The 18,178-nt window shown below is 29.4% G+C and carries 13 protein-coding genes; 5 read left to right on the forward strand and 8 right to left on the reverse strand.

Translation table 11 applies throughout. The annotated features are described in order from the left end of the window. Positions 1–15: 15 nt before the first annotated feature. The 7 genes from ABDZ93_RS02410 to ABDZ93_RS02440 form a co-directional block, all read right to left on the reverse strand. On the reverse strand, positions 16–3,786 hold the full coding sequence (locus ABDZ93_RS02410; RefSeq protein WP_343823288.1) for a phosphoribosylformylglycinamidine synthase: 3,771 nt from the start codon (positions 3,784–3,786) through the stop codon (positions 16–18). A gap of 263 nt (positions 3,787–4,049) precedes the next feature. Further along, on the reverse strand, positions 4,050–4,997 hold the full coding sequence (locus tag ABDZ93_RS02415; protein WP_343823290.1) for an ROK family protein: 948 nt from the start codon (positions 4,995–4,997) through the stop codon (positions 4,050–4,052). 95 nt (positions 4,998–5,092) lie between these two features. Continuing rightward, entirely contained in the window at positions 5,093–5,866 is a 774-nt protein-coding gene (locus tag ABDZ93_RS02420) for a YdcF family protein (protein ID WP_343823292.1), read from the reverse strand. Positions 5,867–5,870: 4 nt separating this feature from the next. Continuing rightward, positions 5,871–6,311, reverse strand: a complete 441-nt coding sequence (locus ABDZ93_RS02425) for a VanZ family protein (protein WP_343823295.1) — start codon at positions 6,309–6,311, stop codon at positions 5,871–5,873. Positions 6,312–6,335: 24 nt separating this feature from the next. Beyond that, positions 6,336–7,733 (reverse strand): Sapep family Mn(2+)-dependent dipeptidase, encoded by a 1,398-nt coding sequence (locus tag ABDZ93_RS02430; protein WP_343823297.1) that lies wholly within the window; start codon positions 7,731–7,733, stop codon positions 6,336–6,338. A 383-nt stretch (positions 7,734–8,116) separates the two neighbouring features. Then, positions 8,117–9,760 (reverse strand): carbon starvation CstA family protein, encoded by a 1,644-nt coding sequence (locus ABDZ93_RS02435; protein ID WP_343823299.1) that lies wholly within the window; start codon positions 9,758–9,760, stop codon positions 8,117–8,119. Positions 9,761–9,854: 94 nt separating this feature from the next. Then, positions 9,855–10,367 (reverse strand): DUF8052 family protein, encoded by a 513-nt coding sequence (locus ABDZ93_RS02440; protein ID WP_343823301.1) that lies wholly within the window; start codon positions 10,365–10,367, stop codon positions 9,855–9,857. Positions 10,368–10,654: 287 nt separating this feature from the next. Here ABDZ93_RS02440 and ABDZ93_RS02445 point away from each other — a divergent pair, with 287 nt between their 5' ends. The 3 genes from ABDZ93_RS02445 (at position 10,655) to ABDZ93_RS02455 (ending at position 14,677) form a co-directional block, all read left to right on the forward strand. Beyond that, the gene (locus tag ABDZ93_RS02445; RefSeq protein ID WP_343823303.1) at positions 10,655–11,890 is read left to right on the forward strand and encodes an aminopeptidase; all 1,236 of its coding nucleotides are present in this window, start codon (positions 10,655–10,657) and stop codon (positions 11,888–11,890) included. A gap of 241 nt (positions 11,891–12,131) precedes the next feature. Then, the gene (locus ABDZ93_RS02450) at positions 12,132–12,836 is read left to right on the forward strand and encodes a response regulator (protein WP_343823305.1); all 705 of its coding nucleotides are present in this window, start codon (positions 12,132–12,134) and stop codon (positions 12,834–12,836) included. A 14-nt stretch (positions 12,837–12,850) separates the two neighbouring features. Next, positions 12,851–14,677, forward strand: a complete 1,827-nt coding sequence (locus ABDZ93_RS02455; RefSeq protein ID WP_343823307.1) for a sensor histidine kinase — start codon at positions 12,851–12,853, stop codon at positions 14,675–14,677. Between the two features lie 61 nt (positions 14,678–14,738). On the opposite strand, the gene ABDZ93_RS02460 is transcribed toward ABDZ93_RS02455, so the two are convergent. After that, on the reverse strand, positions 14,739–15,233 hold the full coding sequence (locus ABDZ93_RS02460) for a metal-dependent transcriptional regulator (protein ID WP_343823309.1): 495 nt from the start codon (positions 15,231–15,233) through the stop codon (positions 14,739–14,741). Positions 15,234–15,502: 269 nt separating this feature from the next. Between ABDZ93_RS02460 and ABDZ93_RS02465 the strand changes: the two genes are divergently transcribed. Then, positions 15,503–15,769, forward strand: a complete 267-nt coding sequence (locus ABDZ93_RS02465) for a FeoA family protein (protein WP_343823311.1) — start codon at positions 15,503–15,505, stop codon at positions 15,767–15,769. A gap of 209 nt (positions 15,770–15,978) precedes the next feature. Next, complete coding sequence (gene feoB / locus ABDZ93_RS02470) at positions 15,979–18,138, forward strand: ferrous iron transport protein B (protein ID WP_343823313.1); 2,160 nt, start codon at positions 15,979–15,981, stop codon at positions 18,136–18,138. Positions 18,139–18,178 lie beyond the last annotated feature (40 nt).

Consider the following 18,178-nt stretch of genomic DNA (forward strand, 5'->3'; position numbering starts at 1 on the left):
TCCAAATCTAAAATTTTATTTAAAATACCTTACTCCACTCTGGAAGATTTTCATATCATGTTCACCTAACACATTTTTAATAACGCCATTTCCAACTCTCTCACTATGAGCCATTTTCCCAAATACTCTTCCATCTATACTTGTGATTCCTTCAATTGCATATACAGATCCATTTGGATTAAAGTTTATATCATAGGTTGGATTACCATTGTTATCTACATATTGAGTGGCAACCTGACCATTTTTAAACAATTTCTTTATCACATTTTCATTGGCAATGAATCTTCCTTCACCATGAGAAATTGGGACTTTGTAAATTTCACCTTCGTTACACTCACTAAGCCATGGTGATTTATTACTCACTATTTTAGTATTTACCATAGTACTTTGGTGACTTCCAATTAAGTTATGGGTTAAGGTTGGGCTATCCTCTGCAATATCTCTTATTTCTCCATAAGGTACAAGTCCTAGTTTTATAAGTGCTTGGAAGCCATTACAAATTCCTAGCATCAATCCATCTCTATTTTTTAATAACTCCATAACAGCATTTTTAATTCTTTCATTTCTAAATATAGCATTTATAAACTTACCCGATCCATCTGGCTCATCTCCTGCTGAAAATCCTCCTGGCAACATAATTATTTGAGATTCCTTTATCTTTTTCTCCATATTTAATATAGATTGCCCTATATGTTCAGGAGATAAATTATTAAATATTAAAGTTTCAACCAGTGCCCCTGCTTTTGAGAAAGCTCTCTCACAATCATATTCACAATTTGTTCCAGGGAAAATCGGAATAAGCACCTTAGGTTTTGCAATCTTAATCATTGGTGAAACTTTTATATTTTCACCTCTCTTGTTTCTATCTTTTAATATTTTATCTTTCATTTCAATATTATTTAATTTGTCTTTTCCATAGTTTTTATTAAAAATTTCTTCAAGTCCATCTTCATATAAACTAGCTAACTTATTTAATTGTATTTTTTCATTTACTCCTATTATCGCCTCTTCTTCTACCGTATCACCAAGATAAATTATGTTTTCATCTTTAACATTAAAATCCTTGTTAACTTCTAGTATGATAGATCCATACCCAATTTGTTGAAGCTGCTCAATAGAAATTTTCTCATTTAAATCAATACCTACATTGTTTCCAAAACACATTTTAGAAAGAGTTTCTATAGCTCCACCAAAATTTATACTTCCACTTGCCAAAACTTTTCTTGATTTTATTAATTCATTTACCAATTTATAATTATTATTTAACACCTTAAAATCTGGAGTAAAATCTTCCTTCATAGGAGCATTCACTACTATAACTTTACTTCCAACTTTCTTGAAGTCATTACTTATTGTATTTTCTATGTTTCCTGTAGTTACAGCAAAACTTATTAGTGTAGGAGGAACCTTTAGTTCTTTAAATGTTCCTGACATACTGTCCTTGCCACCTATGGCTGCTATTTCTAAATTATGCTGTGCATAAATACCTCCTAGTAATGCTGAAAATGGTTTTCCCCACTTTTTAGGGTCATCTCCTAACTTTTCAAAATACTCTTGAAAAGAAAGGTAAATTCCATTTAAATCTCCACCTAAAGCTACTAGTTTAGTAACGCTCTCAACCACTGCATATAATGCTCCATGGAAAGGACTCCATTTCGAAATTTTAGGATTAAACCCATGAGCCATTAAAGCTGTGGTAGTGGTCTCTCCATTTTCTACTGGTATCTTAAATACCATACCATCCACTTGAGTTTTTTGAGTTTCGCCTCCATATGGCATTAATACCGTATTTCCTCCTATAGTGGAGTCAAATATATTCATAAGTCCCTTTTGTGACACCACATTTAAGTCTTTAGCCACTTCTTCAAAAGCTTCCTTTAATGATAACTTAGTTTTTTTCATATTAAAGTAGTTGTTTTCTTCAATTGGTGCAGTAACATGAACTTTACCATAAGTACTAGCTCCATTTGTATCTAAGAAATCTCTCTTTAGATTAACTATCTCTGTACCTTTCCATGTAATAATCATGGATTTTTCTTCAGTAACTATTGCCACTACTGTAGCTTCTAAATTTTCTTCCTCACAAAGAGTTATAAATTTCTTTACATCTTTTTCTGCAACCACTACTGCCATTCTTTCTTGTGATTCCGATATAGCTAATTCAGTTCCATCTAGGCCATCATATTTCTTCTTAACTTTATCCAAGTTAATTTTAATACCTTCAGCAAGTTCTCCTATAGCAACAGAAACTCCACCGGCACCAAAGTCATTACATCTCTTTATCAATGTTGTAACTTCATTTTTTCTAAATAATCTCTGGATTTTTCTCTCTGTAGGTGCATTTCCCTTTTGAACTTCCGAACTACAATTATCAATAGATTTTTCATTATGCTCCTTGGATGATCCTGAAGCTCCACCAATTCCATCTCTTCCTGTTCTTCCCCCAAGTAATATTACTACATCTCCTGTAGTTGGCACTTCCCTAATAACATTTTTGGCAGGTACTGCTCCAAGAACTGCTCCCACTTCCATTCTCTTAGCTACATACCCTTCATCATAAATTTCTCTTACATATCCTGTAGCAAGTCCAATCTGATTACCATAGCTACTATATCCCTTTGCTGCTTCCTTAGTAATCTTTCTTTGAGGAAGCTTTCCTACTAAAGTTTCTTCTATATCTTTTCTTGGGTCTCCAGAGCCAGTAATTCTCATAGCTCCAAATACATAACTTCTACCTGATAGAGGATCTCTTATAGCTCCTCCAAGGCAAGTTGAAGCGCCTCCAAAAGGTTCAATTTCTGTTGGATGGTTATGGGTTTCATTTTTAAACATTAAAAGATACTTTTCTAACTTTCCATTAACATCCACATCAATAACTATGCTACATGCATTTATCTCTTCAGATTGATCTAATTTTTCAAGCTTTCCATCTTCTCTTAACTTTTTCATAGCTATAACTGCCATGTCCATCAAAGTCATAGGCTTTTCTCTATTCTTATATACTTTTTTTCTATAGTCTTCATATATCTCAAACCCTTTTTTAATAGGCTCTATATACTTTCCTTCTTCAAATTCTACATCTGTTAATATTCTTTGGAATGTAGTATGTCTACAGTGATCTGACCAATAAGTATCTAATACTCTTATTTCTGTAATTGTAGGATTTCTATCTTCTTTTTTAAAGTACTCTCTTATTAAAACTATATCTCCAATATTGAGAGATAACCCTCTTTCCTTTAAAAAATTCTCCAATTCACTTTCTTTCATATTTATAAATCCATCTATTCTTTCTACATCTGATGGCAAGTTTTGAGCTTCCATTATAATTTCTTTTTTCTTTAGTGAACTCTCCCTAGAATCTACAGAATTTATGTAATAATTCTTTATTTTTTTAAGCTCTTCTTCGGTAACCTCTCCATATAGAGCTATTACTTTTGCAGTCTTAACTTGTGGAGCTTCTTTTTGTGTAATTAATTGAATACATTGAGCTGCTGAATCAGCCCTTTGATCATACTGACCTTCATGGTATTCAACTACAAAATATTTACTTCCTTCTAAATCTATCTCTTCCTCATATATATTATCGGTATTCTTTTCACTTAATACCGTGTATTTTATTGCTTCAAACTCTTCATTTGTGATCCCACAAATGTCATACTTATTTATTAGTCTTATATCATTTATGCTTTTAATTGATAATAAGTTTTTAACTTCTCTCAATAACTCTTGCGCATCCTTATTAAATTCTGATTTTTTTTCAACATAAATGGTGAATATTTTATTCATTTAACGTATCCCCCTTTAACATATACGAACATTGCATAAAATTAATTGTTTATTATTCGTCTTTATTTATATAATAATACAAAAAAGAAAAAAAATAAACCTTTATTTTAAAACTTCATATTTTTTTTATATGTGCTACACATATAATCCAATTTTAGATTTTTTCGAAACGTTTTATGAACATATTATGAACTTTTTAAAAAATAAAAGTACTTACGGAAAATTTTTTATATCCATAAGTACTTTTATTAAATATATAGTTGTTATCTATACCTACACAAAGCAGCTGCTCCTATAATACCACCATCATTTCCAATTCGAGACAATATAATTTGCCCTATATCCATACCTTTATAATAAGCTATTTGGGATACTTTGTCCCTTATTATAGAAATAAGATATTCTCCTGTAGCCGATAATCCACCTCCTATGACAAAAACTTCAGGATCTATTACAGTAATAATATTCATAATTCCTATAGCTAAATAATTAGTCATTCTATCAATTACTTTACAAGCTAATTTATCTCCAGCCTTAGCCTGATCAAATATAACTTTTCCATCTATACTATTTAAATTACCTTTAACTTCAGTCATAATAGTTGAATCATTTCCTTCTTCTATCAATTTTCTTGCATACTTTATTATGGCTGTAGATGAAGAAAAAGTTTCTAAGCATCCATTTCTTCCGCAATTGCAATTATAATAATTTTCTCCCACTATCATATGTCCAATTTCAGATCCTATTCCATGAAACCCATCATATACCTGCCCGTTAATTATTATGCCTCCACCAATACCTGTTCCTAAGGTTAGTAAAACTCCTGTTTGACAACCTCTCATAGCTCCAACTACCAATTCTGCTACTCCAGCTACAGTAGCATCATTGCCTACAGTAACTGGAATATTCAAATTTCCCTCAATAGCACTCTTAATATCCACATTATTCCATCTAAGATTTACGCAATCAATTATGATTTCACTCTTAGGGTCCACTATTCCAGGTATGCCTATTCCTATACCTTCTATATGATCTTTAGGTATATTATTAACATTTATAGTTTTAGAAATTAAAGCCATTATATCCTCAATAATGTCATTGAATCCTCTTTCGCTTGTAGTAGGAATTGAATCTTTGTATATTAACTTATTTTCACTACTTACAATACCAATACCAATATTAGTACCCCCTAAATCTATTCCTATATACATCTAAATCTCCTCCTATCGATCCTAAGCTATATATTGTTAAATCTATGATGTTAATGTTTAGCAATAACAAGATCAACAACCAGTTAAGTTTGATCTTATTTTATATAATGATAAATTAACTCCTTTATATAAGCAAAGCTTTCTCTTACATAAAAATTTAATGCTGTAGATATTTCATTTGGAGCACTATAACAATATATATTTAACCCAGTATTAGTACCTATATATTTAGCTCTAAACATGTGAAATCTATTTGTTATTAACGTAACACGTATATTTTCTTTTGATTCACTATTATGTTCATTATTTTTATTTTCCATTATTTCTTTTGAAAACTTAAAATTCTCATAGGTATTAGTAGACTCTTCTTCCATTATTATATTATTTTCCTTCACTCCATTACTTACCAAGTATCTCTTCATAGCCAGAGCTTCAGTAATATCTTCTCCTTTTCCCATACCACCACTAACTATAATTGGTATATTACTGTGAATTTCATTGAATTCTATAGCCTTATCTAATCTAAAGCGCAAAGATGTAGATATCTTCTCCTTTTTTATTCCGGCACCTAATACTAATACGTAGTCTGTAGCACGGTCATCCTCTATAGTTCCAGTGTATATAATTAAACCTTCTAAAGTTAAGAAAATTATAAGTCCTATAGAGATAAATATAGCTAATATCTTTACTAAGGAATGTCCTATAAGATTGTTTTTTAACGTCCTATAAATTATATAGCTCAATATGGCTAATACCAACCAAAATTCTGCAAAGGCCGCATGAAAGCTAACTATTGTTAAAATAAAGTAGTATATGATAGCAAACCATCCTATGTATTCAAATATATAATATAGTTTTAGTTTTCCCATGAAATTATCCTCTTTTCACAATTTTTATATTAGCAGTTATATAATTTGCTAAAAGAAATGTAAGTGCACCACTAAAATCAATTAGCACATCTCTCACTTCTGAACTCCTACCCACAATAAACCCCTGCAAAAACTCATCGCTTAAAGCTACTAATACACATGATAATAGAATAAAAGAATAATTTTTCTTGTTATTAAAAGCTCCATAAGTGACGGTAACTAAACCACTCAATATTAAATACTCTGTAAAATGAGCTCCCTTTCTAACTATTACAGTCAATACTTCCTTCTTAGATTCATCTAAATTCAATGTATTCAATAGAACATTTACTATCCTAGAGCTAGAACTTGAAGATTCCACCGCTGGCTGAGATGACATATAAAATATAAAACTAATCCACAAAATAGTTATAAGCAATAATATATTTTTTTTCTTAATATCCACCACCCCTTTCAATAGTTTGAAACTTTATTTTAATAGTTCATATATAGCCATAGCATAAATTTCTACTAAATCTATAAATTCATCTACAGTAATAAACTCATCAACCTCATAATTTAACTCTTTATTTCTAGGAAGTATAGGTCCAAAGGATACTATATTACTTATTATTCTTGCATATGTCCCTTTTGGACTTACGTAAGGCTGTGATTCTTCATCACCAGTAACTTCTCTATAAGCCTTCATAAGTTTTTTTACTACAAAGCTATCCTTAGAAAAGGAAACTGATCTAAGATGATTTACACTATTTATCTTAAGAGAAGAATACTTAAAACCATCTTTAACCAATTCTAATACATCACTATATACATATGAGATAGGATAGGTGATATTAACCTTTATATCTACTCTATCACTATTTAGATTTATAGTACTAACATTGAGAGTAAAATTTCCAGAATCTTCATCTTGTAATTTACAGTTTATTTTTTCTCCATTATAAGATGTAGAAATTAATCTATTATATTCATGAACAAATTCCATTCTATCAATAAATTCCTCAAAATTCTCAAGGAACTTAATTCCATAGGATATTGCATTTACTCCTTTATCCGGGTTGTTACTATCAGCTTCCTTACCTATAAATTCAATATTCATAAGTTTATTTTGACTAAGAGTTTCATATTTTATGTTTTCACGTTTTGAAAATATTTTTAGCTCAGTTTCAATTTTTTCTTTAAATATATCTTCACAACTAAGTATTATACTTGCCTTAGAGGGTACAGAATCTATACTGTGTCCTCCAACTATTTGCACTATATTAATAGGTGCATCAAAACCACCAGAAAACTCCATATGGAGATCCAAATTCATAATGCCCTTTTCTCCATATATTACAGGAAATACACCATCTGGAGTAAATCCTATATCTGGAGCTACTTCATATTCCTTATAATAATTTATACTTTTTATTCCAGTTTCCTTATCCGCTCCAACAATCATTCTTATTTTTTTTCCCTCTGGAATTAGAGCTTCATCCTGCAAGAATTTCATAGCATATAAACAAGCTATTAAAGGTGCCTTTGCCTTTACAATACCTCGTCCATATATCTTACCATCATAAACTTCTCCTAAAAATGGCGATTTTGTCCATCCTTCACCCTCTTCCGCCACATCCACATGACATAAAATACCGATTGTATAATCACCGTATCCAGCATCTACTTGGCCACAGTATCCGCAAAAGTTTTGAATTTTGAATCCCATATCTTTAGCTTTATCTAACACATACTTTAGACTCTTATGAACTTCTTCTCCAAAAGGCATATTGGGTCTTTTATTTGAAGCTACACTTCTTATTTTTACTAACTCTATTAAATCCATTATTATATGATCTTTATTTGCATCTATATGTTCCTTAAACATAAATAACTTTAGAAGTTTGTACCAATAAGTACCATACTTACTAAAGTTCACCTCCTTATATTCGAAAGACTTTTACAACTTACAATAAATCCATTGTAAACTTATTCATTGGATTGATGAATTGTTTTAATAATTTCTAGTTATATACACCCTATTAAATTCATTCTTCATATTTATTTATAACATAAATATTCTCCAGATGAAATACTCTTATACAACCTTTGCGTAATTTGGCAATATAATTATATTATATGTAGATACTACTACATAATAGATATTCTATTATAACCATAATAAAAGAGTCTATTAATTAATTTATCAATAGGCTCTTTTACTATAAATATAACTTTTTATTTTCTATAAAATATGCTAACTATATTACTTTACATAGATTTAGTAGTACTTTTCTTTGAATTTTTATTTATTACTAATGTGTTATATGCTTCTACGATCAAAACTATAGCAAGAATAAATAGTATTAATGCAATTATACCTAATATATAATTCGGAGTGGATGAGAAAATATACTCTTTAATTAATAAACCTAAAGCAGATAATGTAACAATAAACATGAATACCATGGGGATAATAGTTACTAAAGCTTTCTTTCCACTCTTAGTTAGCCATGCTGTTATAGCTAAAAGCGCAAGAGCTGCTAAAAGTTGATTAGCGGATCCAAATATTGGCCATATCTTGTTATATCCATAAAGTATTAAACCAAAAGAGGCTAAAACAGTTATTCCAGTTGATACATACATATTTTTACTAACAATATTCTTTCTTCCATCTTTCCCCTCACATAACTCTTGTAAAATATATCTGCCTATCCTAGTAGCTGTATCTAAGCTTGTAAGTGCGAAGGCTGAAAAGCACAAAGTAACAAATACTACACCAACTTGTTTAGAAACTCCAAATCCACCCATAAAATTAGCAACACCATTTGCAAATATAGCAGCAGGTGTACCTTCTGCTTTAGATACATAACCTACAGCTATGAGAGCTATAACAGCTACTATACCTTCAATAAGCATAGAACCATATCCTATAAGTTTAGCATCTGGTTCTTCTTTGTCAATCTGTTTGGATGTGGTACTTGAACTAACAAGAGAATGGAAACCTGAAATAGCACCACAAGCAACAGTTACAAATAAGAACGGGAATAGAGTTTTTCCACCCACTTTAAAACCATTAAAAGCAGCTAATTCCAAAGCAGGACGTTTTATTACTATTCCAAGAAGAGCACCTATAATAATTCCGTATAGTAAGAATGAGCATAAATAATCTCTTGGTTGTAATAACATCCAAACCGGTAATGTAGATGCTAAAAAAATATATATTAATAATAGTATTTGCCAGCCAAACTTTGATAATTTAATAATTGGGAATGTATATCCTATATAAATGCAAAATATCAATAATACTATCCCTATTACTGAAGCCATTGATAATCTAGCCCCTCTTTTATATACACTAAATCCAAATACTACTGCTAATACAACAAATAGCATAGATGCTGTTCCAGCTTGAGCGCCCATCAAATTTTCAGGAATAGCAGGATCATAAGCAAATGTAGATGCACAAATATCTGTAAAAGCTGCTACTACTAATACAATTGTTACCCATCCAAATATATTAAATAGTTTCTTTCCCTTATCTCCAATGTTCACTTTAATAACTTCGCCTATAGTTTTTCCGTCATGCCTTACAGATGCAACTAATGATCCAAAATCATGAACCCCACCTATAAAAATACTTCCTATGATTACCCATAATAATACAGGTAACCATCCAAATATAGCTGCTTGAATAGGTCCTGTGATTGGACCTGCTCCAGCTATAGATGAAAAATGGTGTCCAAGTAATACCTTCGAATTTGTTGGACAATAGTCTACATCATCCCTTAGTGTATGGGCTGGAGTTTTTCTTTTTGGATCAATCCCAAATTTTTTAGCAAGAAAGGCTCCGTAAGTTACATAGGCTACAAGGAATATAGCTATGCAAATTAATAATAGTGCTAATGAATTCATACCAAAACCTCCTTTATATTTTAAATAAGGTCATAAATTTCAAAACCTTATTTTTAACTAAGTTTTGTTAAACTAAAGAAATACCACTTATTGTTTAAATTATATTAACTTTATCAAAGGTTAAGTTGTCAACTATATCTTTAGATATTTTATTATGATAAATTTCACCGTTACTCAAATCCACTACAATAAGCCTTAAAATACTCCAACCATAAAAACTCATTCTGTAATTCTTAGTATAATTAAATCTTTTAATTTTCCTTATAATACCTTTATCATTAATGTTTTTAGTTACAAGTATTCCTGTTATGTATGTAGTTTTATGATTCCTGTGTGGATTAACTATACTTAACGTACAATTTTTAAGATAATTTATAAAATCATCTAAAAATTTCTCATCAACTCTATCTTCACTAATCACTAAACAGTGTTCATTACACTCATATTCATCTATTATTTTATTTCTAGAAATAAAGCTTCTTCCAAACTTCATATTCCAAACTCCATAAATATCTATCTTTTTATTCATTAGACTCTTATTAATCTCCAAATGGAAATTATTAGAAAATATTTTTTCCAGATGGTTTAAGTAACTTAATTTATCCATATACCCTCCTAAAATATGTTATACTTATTTTTATGCATATTGTTATTGAATTATAATAATTATGGAAAATTAATATAAATATTTTATAGTTATATTTATTTTTCATTACTTATAGTTATAATCTATGATGTTTTTTCGTTTATATGTAACAGCAAAACCTATGCTATAAATATAATTTTATATGGAAATTTAATAATTTTACATATATAATGGAAATGCATTGAGAATTTACTCTATTAGAATAATTTCAAATTATTCTACAATTATTAAAGAGAGGATCTGAGTATATGAAAATAAATGATAAGCTATTAAGAAAATATGCAAGACTTAGTGTATCAATTGGTGTAAATGTACAGCCCAATCAAATTCTTGTTATAAAATCACCTGTAGAATGTGTTAATTTCACAAGAATGATTGTTGATGAGGCCTATAAACTTGGAGCAAAAGAAGTTGTTGTTCATTGGAATGATGAAGAATGTGCTAAACTCAAATATCTTAACTCACCAATGGATGTTTTTGAATCATATCCAGATTGGATGAAAGAATCCATGCTTACCTATGCTAAAGAAGGAGCTTGCTTTTTAAGTATAAGTGCATCAAATCCTGAACTACTAAAAGATGTGGACCCTAAAAAAATTGCAGCTGCACAAAAAGCCTATAGCATATCTACAAGAGAATTTAGTGAAAGACTTATGAGTAATAAAAACTCTTGGTCTATAATAGCTCTACCAACAAAAGGTTGGGCAACTAAAGTATTTCCTTCCCTTTCTGAAGATGAAGCAATAAATAAACTATGGGAAAACATATTTAATATAGTACGTGTGGATCAAGAAGATCCAGTTAAAGCTTGGGAGTATCACAAGAAAAACTTAATTGAAAAGATAAACTATCTTAATAAGAAAAACTTTAAATCTCTTCACTACACCAACTCTTTAGGTACAGATTTAAATTTAGAGCTTGTGGATAATCATCTATGGATAGGTGGAGCAGAATACACTCCAGAAGGAATAGAATTTATTGCAAATATGCCTACAGAAGAGGTTTTCTCAATGCCAAAGAAAACAGGAGTTACTGGTAAAGTCTTTAGCTCAAAGCCTTTAAACTATGGTGGTAATCTAATTAACAACTTCTCTCTTACCTTTAAAGATGGAAGAGTTATTGATTTTGAAGCTAAAGAAGGCTACGAGTCCTTAAAGTCTTTAATCGAAACTGATGAAGGTTCTCATTATCTTGGAGAAGTTGCTTTAGTTCCATTTGATTCTCCTATTTCAAATTCAAATATAGTATTCTTTAACACTCTGTATGACGAAAATGCTTCATGCCACTTAGCCTTAGGTAAAGCATATAACTTATGTGTGAAAGAAGGAGTAAACAAAACTACTGAAGAAGTTTTAACTCTAGGTGGCAATGATTCCTTGACTCATGTTGACTTTATGATAGGAACTTCTGATTTAAATATTACTGGTATTGGCTTTGATGGTTCAAAAACTCCTATATTTATTAATGGTAATTGGGCTATCTAATTATTAAATGTTACTATATCAATTTAATTTTATATAAATATATATTTATAGTATCAATCTTAGTGAATAACCCATAGATAATTTATCAAGTTAAAATTATCTATTAGTTATTCTTTTTTCATTGAAAATATAATTATTATAATTAGTAAGAAAGTTTTAATACTTTTTGTGTATTTATGTTGTAAAATATTAATTGTATATTATAAAAATTGTTTAAAAATAAAAGGTGGTGCTCAATAGTATGTCAAATTTCAATATTTTAGTAGTAGATGATGAAGTTGAAATATGCAATGCTATAGAAATATATTTAAAACGTGAAGGCTTAAATGTGTTAAAGTCCTATGATGGAATTGAGGCTCTTCAGATTTTAGAAGAAGAAAAGATTCATTTAATATTATTAGATGTAATGATGCCTAAGCTTGATGGTATAAAAACCTGTTTAAAAATCAGAGAAAATAGAAATATACCTATAATAATTCTATCTGCTAAATCCGAAAACCTCGATAAAATTATTGGATTAAATAGTGGTGCTGATGATTATATAACTAAACCTTTTAATCATCTTGAACTTATAGCTAGAGTTAAATCTCAGCTAAGAAGATATGAAAAACCTCTTGATATAGAAAATGTAAATTTAAAAGATAAAATTGTAATCAAAGACTTAATTATTGATACAACGCTAAAATCTGTAACGCTAAGGGATGAATCTATAAAGCTTACAGCTACAGAATATGGAATCTTACTACTTCTAGCTTCTAATTCCGGCAAAGTGTTTTCTATAAAAGAAATATATGAAAATGTATGGAAAGCTCCATTTTACCATAGTGAGAATACAGTAACTGTTCATATTCGAAGAATGCGTGAAAAAATTGAAATTAACTCTAAAGAACCTGAATACATAAAGGTAGTATGGGGTGTTGGATATAAGATTGAAAAACATAATTAAAGGAGGGTTAAACATTGACTTCCAATATAAAAACTTTAATAAAAAAATGGTTTAATGCTTCTAATGAAAACACAACATTAATTGAAATATTAATAATCTTTATTATTGGTATAATTGTGCTTCCAAAGTTTTTTCAAATATTATTAGTGGATTATGACAATTATACTAACCGCCACAGCTTTTATAGAACTGCTATTTTTAACGAAAAAACTTTTAAGAATGAAATGTTACAAAATGATGTCATCAATTTCAGAGAGAATTTACTAGAATTTACAGATACATTTTCAAAAGTTCTCTATTGTAACACTGATGAAGATGCAAAAATTATACAAAACTCATTAGAAACTTCTTTTAGTGGTGAAATTGGAGTCTTACTTATAGATAAAGCTAATAATAGGTGGTTTTCTAACAGAAATTGGTTTTCAGAATATCCTTTCAATGAACTTCCACCTAAAGATACCTTAATAAAATTATCTAAAGAAGATGATGTAATGGTTTATAGTTCTAATAATTTATCACATTATTCAGCTCCACATGATGGTTACTATAATGGTGCATATACCTCTCCTAATGCAGAATTAGAGGAACTTTACTTTATTCGCGGTACTAAATATAGTAGTATTGCAAACTTAATAAGACTTAGATTTTATTTCTCTATTCCTCTATTAATTATATTTATACTTTTAGTAATTAAACAATTTTTCTGTATTAAAACCTTTGGAATAAAAGAATATATACGTAATTTTAACAATTTACTTATTTTTAGGACAATAAAATCTATTAATATTTTTTTCGTAAATATTAAGACTGTGTTTACAAACTTATTTTTTGATACTACACTAATAGGACTTTTAATATTTTGGGTTATGTATTTACCATTGTCTAAAATATTTAATTCAAATGATTATCTCTTCTATTCTAACGGTGATCTTATTGTTACCTTTATAATTTTAACTTTTATAATAATAATAATAAATATATGTGTAAGATATTTAGAAGGCATAAATAACAAGAAAAATCTAATTAAATACCTAAAGAAAGTTAGAGATGGCGATATGGATATAGATATAAATACTAAAAATTTTGGTACTTTGTCTAATTTAGCCATAGAAATAAATAATCTAAAGGTAAGTCATAAAAAGAAGGTTGAAGAAGGAATTCAAAACGAGAAATTAAAAACTGAGCTTATAACCAATGTATCTCATGATTTAAAAACCCCATTAACTTCTATAGTAAATTATGTAGACATACTTAAAGACGAATCTCTTGATAAAAACGAGATAAGAGACTATGTTACAATTTTAGATAATAAATCAACTAAATTAAAAAAACTTGTTGAAGATCTATTTGAAATGTCAAAGATGAGTTCTGGACAAATCACTTTAAGTAAAAGTGATGTAGATATTGTAGAACTGATACACCAAAACCTTGGAGAACTAAGTTTTTTAGGAGAAGATAAAAATCTTATCTTTAAAGTAATCGGAGATAAAGCTTGTCACTTAAATCTAGATGGAGCTAAAATTTCAAGAGTTATGGATAACTTAATATGCAATGCTATAAAATATTCTCTCGAGAACTCTAGAATTTATCTAGAAGTTGTTGAGAATGAAACTGAATGTGAAATAATAGTAAAAAATATCTCAAAATATGATTTAGATTTTAATGAAGATGAAATTCTTGAAAGATTTGTTAGAGGTGATAAATCTAGAAACTCTTCAATAGAAGGTTCTGGCTTAGGCCTTGCTATTTCTAAAACTATAGTAGAGCTTCATAATGGTACTCTTAAGGTAAAATGTGATGGAGACCTATTTAAAGTAATAATTAAACTACCAAAATCTTAGACTATAAAATGAAATAAATTTTATAAAGCTACCTTAAATCTATGCAGCACAGGTAGCTTTTTTATATTTTCTCCATATCTTCATTTTTGTAGTATTTTTCTCTAAATTCCCTATACTCATTAAAGATATTATTATCTTCTATAAAACTATTAAGTATATTTAAATTCTCTACAGTAGCACTACTTACTACATGCTCAATTAACTCTGTTTCTATTAGTACATCACCATCAGAGCCTAAAAACTTCAAAAATTTTTCTATTGTATTATGCCTACTTAAGAGATATTTACCTACCCTTATTCCAATAGCTGTTAGTTTTATAATTCCATATCTTTCATAATCAACTAAGCCTAGTTTACCAAGCTTTTGCATCATCTTAGAAGCTGAAGAATCTCTAACATTTAACATAATTGCCAATTTATTAAGTCTCATATAATCCTCACCATCCATAGTACACCTATAAAGCATTTCTACATAATCCTCCATAGATGCAGTCAGTAATCTATCATCAAATAACTTCTGTTCATATGCTCTTACTGTATAAAAATTTTTATCCACTAACTATATCCTCCACATTCTATAATTTATATATTTCTATTTAACAAAATTTTCAACCACCGTTTCTACTATATATTTGTATATATTATATATACTTAATAATTTTAAAAATAGTATCATGAATATATAAATAATCATATGTTAGAGTAGGGAAAGATTTTTTCCCTACTCTAATTAATTATGTATATGCTTTATTAAAAAGATTACAAGTATTATAGCTAATTCATACTTAATTATAAATACAAAAAGTTTAGAAGGAGATTAACATTATGAATAAAAATTCAAACCATTATATAGAATCATCTAAAATATTACCCTTAACAGATTTATGTATGGGTAAAAAGTGCAAAGTGAAAACTCTTACTTCTAGTGGATCTATAAGACGCAGAATGCTTGATCTTGGACTTATATCTAATACAGAAATAGAAGTGCTTAATCAAAGTCCGTCTGGTGATCCTGTAGCTTATTTGATTCGTGGAGCAGTAATTGCAATTCGTAAGGAAGATGCTTCTAACATATTAGTTGAAGCACTCTGATAATTAAAGTCTAATATGACCTTTCATTATCATGAAAATAGATTAATTTTATTCTTATTTTTAAAAGAATCATAGGCTTCATATGGAATGTCTGTTCCACCTGAAGCCTATTAATAGACTTTACTTAATAAAATATCTGGAATTACCCTAAACTTTTCATAATTGTATAAATTTAAACACTACAATACTTTATTATAGGAGGTTTTATAATGGGATTAACTAATCAATCCACTGGGGTTAGTGCTTTAGAAAAAGAACTCAACATAGAACGTGCTTCCCCATCAGATAAAATAATTGCTCTGGCTGGTAATCCAAATGTAGGCAAAAGCACAATTTTTAATAGTTTAACTGGACTTAACCAACACACTGGAAATTGGCCTGGAAAGACCGTATCCAATGCACAAGGTAAATATACTCACAAGGATAAATCTTTCATACTAGTGGATATTCCTGGAACCTACTCCCTTATGGCTAATTCTGTAGAAGAAGAAGTTGCTAGAGATTTTATATGTTTCGGAAATCCTGATGCCACTATAGTTATCCTCGATGCTACTTGTCTAGAAAGAAACTTAAACTTAGCACTTCAAACCATAGAAATAACTAACAATGTAGTAATCTGTGTAAATTTAATGGATGAAGCTAAACGAAAAGGAATTAATGTAGACTTAATAAAACTTTCCTTACTTCTCGGTGTTCCTACTGTAGGTACTAGCGCTACCACAGGAGATGGTCTTATAGAATTAATGGATATAGTATACAAACTAACAAATAATGAAGTACCTATAAATCCTATTAAAATTAAATATGATAAAATTTTAGAAGATTCTATATCTATAATAGAACCAGAAGTAAAAATAGCTCTAAAAAATATAGATTCTAAAATTAATCCTAGATGGATTTCTTTAAAATTATTAGAAAATGACCCTAGTCTAATTCAGTCACTAAATAAATATTTAAATATTACCATATTAAGTAATCAAATAATTAAAGAAAGGCTAAAAGAAGCGATTAATCTTTTATCTACTTATAATATAATGGGAGAAAATTTTAGAGATAAATTAGTAACTACTTTAGTAAGTAAAGCTGAAAAAATCAGCTTCAAAGTAATGACAAAAGAGAACTCCAAATATAACATTGCTGACAGAAAAATCGATAAAATTCTTACATCTAAAATATACGGAATACCTATAATGATATTACTTTTATGCGTTATTTTTTGGATAACAATCACAGGTGCTAATTACCCTTCATCCCTTTTATCTACTGCTCTTTTCTGGATTGAAGATAAACTTACTATATTTTTATTAGATTTAGGAGCACCTTTATGGCTAGAAGGAATTTTAATAAAAGGAATTTACAGAACCTTAGCCTGGGTTATTTCTGTAATGCTTCCTCCAATGGCTATTTTCTTTCCACTATTCACCCTTCTTGAAGATTTAGGCTATTTACCTAGAATAGCTTTTAATTTAGATAACTTCTTTAAAAAGAGTTGTGCTTGTGGAAAGCAAGCTCTCACCATGTGTATGGGATTTGGATGCAACGCAGCTGGAATAATTGGTTGTAGAATTATAGATTCTCCACGTGAAAGGCTAATTGCAATACTTACAAACAATTTTGTGCCATGTAACGGACGCTTCCCAACTTTAATTGCCATAATCACCATGTTCTTTGCTGGTACTTTTGTTGGACCTTCACAATCCATTATTTCTTCATTAATTCTAACATCTGTAATCCTGTTAGGTGTATTTATGACCTTAACGATTTCCAAAATTCTATCTAAAACTATACTTAAAGGAGTACCATCATCCTTTACTCTAGAACTTCCCCCTTACAGAAAACCACAAGTTGGTAAAATCATAATTCGCTCTATTTTCGATAGAACTCTTTTTGTTTTAAGTAGAGCAATAGTTGTAGCAGCTCCTGCGGGATTAGTTCTTTGGGTAATGGCCAATATTACAATTGGAAACTTAAGCCTATTAGCTCATTGTGCTAATTTTTTAAATCCCTTTGCAAATTTAATAGGCTTAGATGGTTATATACTAATGGCATTTATACTTGGTTTTCCAGCTAATGAAATTGTAGTTCCTATTATTATTATGAGCTATACATCTACTGGAAGTTTATTAGAATTTGATAGTTTAATTCAACTAAGACAGCTTCTAATTTCAAATGGTTGGACATGGCTCACAGCATTAAATGTAATGCTATTTTCTTTAATGCATTGGCCATGCAGCACCACCTGCTTAACTATAAAAAAAGAAACTCAAAGCTTTAAGTGGACTGCCCTTTCCTTTGCTATCCCTACCATAACGGGTATTATAATTTGCTTTACTGTAACAACCATAGTTAGACTTTTAGGGCTTGTTTAGTTCCTTAAATTAAGAAAACAGAGCTTGCAAGCTCTGTTTT

It is taken from the genome of Clostridium subterminale (assembly GCF_039521425.1).
In the GTDB taxonomy this organism is placed as follows: Bacteria; Bacillota; Clostridia; order Clostridiales; family Clostridiaceae; genus Clostridium_J; species Clostridium_J subterminale.